The 2,942-nt window shown below is 70.7% G+C and carries 5 protein-coding genes; 2 read left to right on the top strand and 3 right to left on the bottom strand.

Annotated elements, in window-relative coordinates:
* The 3 genes from B7X32_RS20025 to B7X32_RS20015 form a co-directional block, all read right to left on the bottom strand.
* A partial coding sequence (locus tag B7X32_RS20025) for a hypothetical protein (protein WP_292723790.1) occupies window positions 1-393 on the bottom strand: 393 nt, incomplete at its 3' end.
* Between the two features lie 61 nt (window positions 394-454).
* Complete coding sequence (locus B7X32_RS20020) at window positions 455-997, bottom strand: single-stranded DNA-binding protein (protein WP_292723788.1); 543 nt, start codon at window positions 995-997, stop codon at window positions 455-457.
* Window positions 998-1,166: 169 nt separating this feature from the next.
* Window positions 1,167-1,793 (bottom strand): LysE family transporter, encoded by a 627-nt coding sequence (locus tag B7X32_RS20015; RefSeq protein WP_292723785.1) that lies wholly within the window; start codon window positions 1,791-1,793, stop codon window positions 1,167-1,169.
* A gap of 94 nt (window positions 1,794-1,887) precedes the next feature.
* Between B7X32_RS20015 and B7X32_RS20010 the strand changes: the two genes are divergently transcribed.
* Both B7X32_RS20010 and B7X32_RS20005 read left to right on the top strand, forming a co-directional pair.
* Window positions 1,888-2,151, top strand: coding sequence for a hypothetical protein (locus tag B7X32_RS20010; RefSeq protein WP_292723782.1), 264 nt, complete (start codon window positions 1,888-1,890; stop codon window positions 2,149-2,151).
* Between the two features lie 148 nt (window positions 2,152-2,299).
* Window positions 2,300-2,942, top strand: a 643-nt coding sequence (locus B7X32_RS20005) for a phosphatase PAP2 family protein (protein ID WP_292723780.1), incomplete at its 3' end; no start/stop codon positions are given.

Here is a 2,942-nt window from a genome sequence, read left to right as displayed (position 1 = left end):
CTGGTCCTTGCCCCACCGCACGGAGAACTGGATGCTCTCCGCGGGGTTGCCCACCGTCGTCTCGTCCGCCGTGACCTGCATGTCGGCCCTGGCGAACCCTGCGGCGCTGAGCGCATCGACGTAGGCCCTGCCCTTGACCCGGTTCTCCCCCGCCCAGACCTGCGCCACGACGGCGTCGAACAACGGGAGGTTGTCCTCGGCGGACCCGTCGGGGTGCAGTTCGGGTGCGGCCGCGGGTGACGCGGTCGCGCTGCTCGCCGCGGCAGAGGGCGATGCCGAGGGCACCGGCGATCCCGCCGAGCAGCCGCTCAGGAGGAGCGCGGCGACGAGCGCCAAGGGCGCGAGGGATCGGATCACGGGTGTTCGGTCGAGCACAGCCTGGGATCCACGCACTCCCCGAGTCTAAGCGGCGCGCGCTCGCGACGAACGCTCGAGCGACGCCCCTCCCGACCGGTCAGAACGGCGTGGCATTGCCGCCCGGCGTCGCCCACACGTCCCCCTCCGCCTCCGGCGCGCCCGCACCCTCGCCGCCTCCCGGGCTCGCACCGGCCTCCGCACCGCCTCCCGGGCTCGCTCCACCACCGGGGCCCGCCCCTGCGCCGGCGCCCGCGCTCCCGTCCCCCGCCGCGCGGAGCGGGGTCTGGTGCGACACCCGGTGATACACGCTGCGCCCTCGCCGCAGATCCGGGCCGATGCTCTCGGCCTCGATCTCCACGTTCATCCGCTTGCCGTCCTTGGCCTCCCACTCGCGCAGCTTCAGCCGCCCCACGACCACGACCGCATCGCCCTTCGACAGGGAGGCCTCGGCGTTCTCGGCCAGGGCTCGGTACGCCCTGATCTCGAACCAGTTCGTCCCCGCGTCGATCCAGCCGCCCGCGCCGTCGGGACGGCGATGGTTGGTGGCCATCCGGAAGCTCAGCGTGGGGATGCCGGTCGCCGTGGCGCCCCGATCCGGGTCGGATGCGACGTTCCCCAGGACGGTGATGGTGTCGGCCATGATCTGCTCTTCTCTGCTCGTGCGGAGCTCGAATCGGCTCCGTCCCTGCAGACAGCGTCACGCCCCGGCCGGCGTCGCGGACGAGGCGATGCGCAATCGGTGCCGAACCCGTCCGAACGCCCGCCTGTGGAGGAGGAACGGGTGGGGTCGGAACCCGCAAGACCGAGGATCAGTGCATGAACAGCAGAAGAGCCGCCACCGCGATGAACAGCGCGCCGAACACGATGTTGAGCGTGCGCTGGCCCCGTGTGCTCGAGGTGAGCCGCCGGAAGCTCTGCGCCGTCGCCGCGAACACGAACCACATCACGACCACGTCGATGACCACGGTCGTCCCGATGAGGATCAGGTACTGCGGCCAGGGATCGCGGTCGAGGCGGATGAACTGCGGCACGAACGCGAGGAAGAAGACGATCGCCTTCGGGTTGAGCAGATTGACCCAGAATCCCCGCCGCAGCATCGGCCAGCGGCCCTCGGCGGGGCGCAGGGACTCGGCGTCCTCGACCGGTTCGGGAATCCGCGCGAGGATCAGCCGGATCCCGAGATAGACGAGGTACGCCGCTCCGACGTAGCGGACCGTCTCGAACAGCCACGGGACGCGCGCGACGAGCAGGCCCACGCCCGCGGCCACGATCGCGACGTGCACGACCAGCGCGAGCTGCTGCCCGACGATCCCCCAGATCGAACGCCGCCATCCCTCGTTCAGGGAGTTGGTCATGGTGTTGATCGCGCCCGCGCCCGGCGTGAGGCTGATCACCAGGCACGCCACCACCAGCGAGAGCCATACAGTCACGGTCACCAGCACAGTGTAGGGACTATCCGTGCGCGCGGAATTCCGGCCTCTCCGGCGAATGTCGGTGGCCGTCCTTATGTTCGAAGGAGAAGGAGGAACCATGACCACGAACACCACTCCGGCACCCACCATCCGCTGGGCGACTCCCGTTCTCACCCGCTCCGTCGAGACGCTGCAGCCCGCCGGCGAGTGCCTCTGGCGCGTGCTGGACCGACGCGGCGCGATCCGCGGGCATCTGCGGATCATGCCGCACGACCTCGGTCTGCGCTACCGCGCCGAACGCCTGCACCTCTCCTCCGGCACGTTCCGCATCGTCGGGGACTTCTGGAGTGCCGACGACGCCGTCGCCGCGCTGCGCTTCTGATCGCACAGGCGGGATGCGGCCGTCGAACCGCGCGTTTCTTGGCCAATCCTTAGGCGACCCATCGGAACATGGATCCGGCGCACGCGAACCGGCGGGCGCCCGCCTCCGATGCCGCCATCGCGAGGAACGCGACGGATGAGGATCCCCCATGACTGAGCTGCGACGCACCCGCACCCGGCCGCTCACCGGCATCGAGCGCACTTCTCGACGACCCCTGGTCGCCGTGGCCGTCGCCGTCGTCGGCGCCGTCGCCGTGATCGCCCTCGGCTTCGCGATGAAGGCGACGCAGGCCGATCAGAGCCTCGTCGTCGCCCTCAACAAGACCCACACGGGGCTGTGGGGCACGATCGGAAATGCGGTCTATCGCGGCATCGAGCCGCTCCCCGCGGTGGCGATCACCCTCGTGATCGCCGGAATCGTGTGGGCGGTGTCCCGCTCGCTGCGCACGGCGCTCGTGTTCGGGCTCACCGTCGCCCTCACCTGGCTGCCCGTCGCGGCCGTCAAGATCCTGGTCGATCGACCGCGGCCTGACGCCTCCCTGCTCGCGCACCCGTTCTCGCCGCTGCAGACCGACGGCTCCTTCCCTAGCGGCCACACCGCCTACATCGTCGCCCTGGCGATCGCGTTCTGGTTCCTGCTCCGCGACACCCGGTACGCATGGCTGCCGATCGTGCTCGGCGCGGTCGTCACGGCGGTGGTCGGCGTCGCCGTGGTGAGCGACGGCCTGCACTTCCCCACGGATGTGCTCGGATCCATCGTCTGGGCGCTGACCACGGCCGCCGCCGTGCGCT

Origin of the sequence: Microbacterium sp. 13-71-7 (assembly GCF_002257455.1) — a bacterium.
GTDB lineage: Bacteria > Actinomycetota > Actinomycetes > Actinomycetales > Microbacteriaceae > Microbacterium.
Note: the sequence above shows the minus strand (reverse complement) of the source record. Positions and strands in the feature narration are given on the sequence as shown.